This window comes from Aeromonas sp. HMWF015, from assembly GCF_963878965.1.
In the GTDB taxonomy this organism is placed as follows: Bacteria; Pseudomonadota; Gammaproteobacteria; order Enterobacterales; family Aeromonadaceae; genus Aeromonas; species Aeromonas veronii.
This window is the reverse complement of sequence record NZ_CAWNZT010000436.1, coordinates 456-3,008: the sequence shown is the minus strand read 5'-3', so window position 1 is coordinate 3,008 and position 2,553 is coordinate 456. Positions and strand designations below refer to the sequence as shown.

At 62.2% G+C, this 2,553-nt stretch carries 3 protein-coding genes and 2 pseudogenes; all 5 read right to left on the bottom strand.

What is annotated here, in order from left to right; genetic code table 11:
* Positions 1-691 (bottom strand): type II secretion system minor pseudopilin GspK (gspK, locus tag AACS18_RS22615; protein WP_258228800.1); only part of this gene is annotated, 691 nt, incomplete at its 3' end.
* A 112-nt stretch (positions 692-803) separates the two neighbouring features.
* Positions 804-1,451, bottom strand: a pseudogene (gspJ, locus tag AACS18_RS22610) (type II secretion system minor pseudopilin GspJ); the annotation flags it as partial.
* Entirely contained in the window at positions 1,448-1,807 is a 360-nt protein-coding gene (gene exeI, locus AACS18_RS22605) for a GspI family T2SS minor pseudopilin variant ExeI (RefSeq protein WP_005338301.1), read from the bottom strand. The pseudogene gspJ and the gene exeI, both read right to left, overlap by 4 nt.
* Positions 1,807-2,379, bottom strand: coding sequence for a GspH family T2SS minor pseudopilin variant ExeH (gene exeH, locus AACS18_RS22600; protein WP_058057785.1), 573 nt, complete (start codon positions 2,377-2,379; stop codon positions 1,807-1,809). The genes exeI and exeH overlap by 1 nt, the downstream gene beginning before the upstream one ends.
* A gap of 38 nt (positions 2,380-2,417) precedes the next feature.
* A pseudogene (exeG, locus tag AACS18_RS23755) lies at positions 2,418-2,553 on the bottom strand (GspG family T2SS major pseudopilin variant ExeG); the annotation flags it as partial.

The following is a 2,553-nucleotide window of genomic DNA, read 5'->3' as shown; positions in this document are numbered from 1 at the left end:
TGTTGATATTGATCTTCAGCTTGTCGCTTGGCAGCGTGCAGACATAGGGGGCCAGTTTGGCATAGACCCTGGCCGTCACCCCGCGCACCGCCCGCAGCTCATCCTTGCCCAGCATCCACTGATTGGCGGCCAGATAGGGTGGCTTGAGCCCCTCGTAATAGGCGTCCTCTGCACCAAGGCTGGAGACCAGCACCGTATCCTTGTCAGTCCAGTCACGGATGGCATCGGTGAGCTGGGCCGCCTCGTAATCATCCATCGCCAGCTGTTTGAGCAGTTCGCGAAACACTTGCACCGGATAGGGCTGCTGCGCCAGCTCCTCGCCGCTCCCCGCCTTGGCGGCCAAGCTCAGGCTGTTGAGGTTGAAGCAGGATTGCAGGTCGGTCACCTCGCCCTTGAGCTGGCCATCGTCCACCGGAAATACAGTGTTCTTGCGGGCCCAGTTCTGGCTGAGGTTGACCACCTCGGGGTTGTCCTTGAAATCCTGCGTCAGCACCTTGCTCACCAGCGCTTCCGCCGAGAGGGCATACCACCACGCCTGTTTGCCTGTGGTGATGTTGGCGGTGCGGCGCAGCTCAAGCTGCAGGCGGCCGCTCATATTGCTGGCAATGATCACCATCACCGAGAGGATCAGCAGCACCACCAGCAGCGCCATGCCGCGCTGGCGACCGGGGGCGGCGAGATTAGCCCGCATTGGCGCCCCCTCCGTTCTGGCTGTCACCATTACCGCCATTGGTATTGCCGTTGCCGCCATTGTTCCCGTTATTGCTGTTGTTGCCGCCCCCCTGGTCGGGGTTGCTGCTCTGGCTGTTCTCTTCGGCGCGCTGGCCACCGGCACCAATCAGGAACTGACGGCGAATGGTGCCGTAATCTTCCAGATCCAGCTCCACCGCCAGCCCGTGGGGCAGCACGCTGCGCTGAGTCCACTCCTCTTTCCAGTTGCCCTTGTCGAAGAAGTAGAGGCGAAACGCCGTGACCCCCGTCAGCACCGGCTGGATGCGCGGCTCGGTGCCGATCACCGGATCCGGATAGAGGTAGCTCAGGCGCTCCAGCTTCTGATCCTTGAGACGCCAGCCGACCCGCTGCAGATGGGAGCGTGGCAGCATGCCGTCCGGGTTGAGCCAGCCGCTGCGCATAAAGGCCATGCCCCAGTCATCGCTCTGCTGGCCGAAACGGGAGGCCGCCAGCAGCACCTTGTTGTTCTCCCCCTCGATGCGACCGCTGCGCGGCACCATTTGGGTGATGTCTCGCTCCAGCAGGGTGAAGGCGAGCTGCAATTCGTTGAGGCGAGCCTCCTTGCGCTTGGCCACCTCGTCACTGGTGAGCACCCCCTGCAGCACCTGATAGGCGCCCATGCTGAGAGTGGCGAAGATGGCGATCGCCACCAGCATTTCGAGCAGGGTGAAACCGGCGTGACGGACGGGGCGAGGCGTGCGGGCGGAGAGCTGGGTCATCGGCTGATATAGGTCCGCATCATGGCGACCGGGTTCTCGGCCTTGGCCTCGGTGCGCACTTCCATATCGAGCGCCCGGAAGTTGTTGTCGGCGGTGGCAACGCCGCGATAGCGCCAGTACCAGGTACTGCCCGCCATCTGCTCATCCCCTTCCACCCAGCTGTCGCCGGGCCACTTGTTTTCGAGCTTCTGTTGCACCAGCTGGTTCTCTACCACCCAGGTGGCGAGTGTCTTCTGCTCCAGATAGTTGAGGGCCGAGAGGTGTTCGCTGGCGGTTTTCATTACCGCGAGACCCGCGATGGCAAAGACGGCCAGTGCGACCATGACTTCAAGTAGTGTCATGCCCCGTGCGTTCATCACTCTGTCACCTCTTCATCCTCATCGCCGGTGAGCAGGGTGAGGCGGCCGAATTCGTCCCCTTTGACGATGCGGGTGTAGCGAGCATCGTCATCCTGCTGGGTGAAGGTGAGCACGAACGGGCTCAGCTCGCCGCCCGGGAAGATGAGCAACTGCGGCGTGCGCTCCTTCTCGTCGCGCTTCTGTTCGGTTTTCTCGTCGGAGTCCGGCTGCCAGCCAAAGCCTTCCAGCTCCAGCGCCAGCGTCATGTTCTCGGCCAGTTGCACCGGCCCCAGCTGCTTGTCGCCAGTCAGGGCTAGCCACTTGCGATCTTTGGCCTGACGCTGCATAAACTGCCAGCCGTTATCCTCGATGCGAATGCCTACCAGCCGACCATCCATCACCGCGTACTCCTGCGCCAGCTGCAAGGTCGCCATCAGGCGACGCGCCTGCTTGTCCAGCTCCCTATCCCCTCTGGCGCCTCCCATGCTGAGGGTGACGGCGGTGGCCACCAGCCCCATCAGCATGGCGACCAGCAACACTTCCAGCAGAGTAAAGCCGGATTGGCGATGAAAGGAGAGAGAGCGCTTCATGCAGTCAGCTCACAAGGAGTGCGGTGGCGACATATCACTTATTGGAAATCCTTCAGGTTCCAGTTGCCGATGTCGTCATCGGTACCGGCTTCGCCATCCAGACCCATGGAGAAAATGTCGATCTTGCCGAACTGGCCCGGGCTCAGCAGTTGGTACGGGTTGCCCCAGGGATCT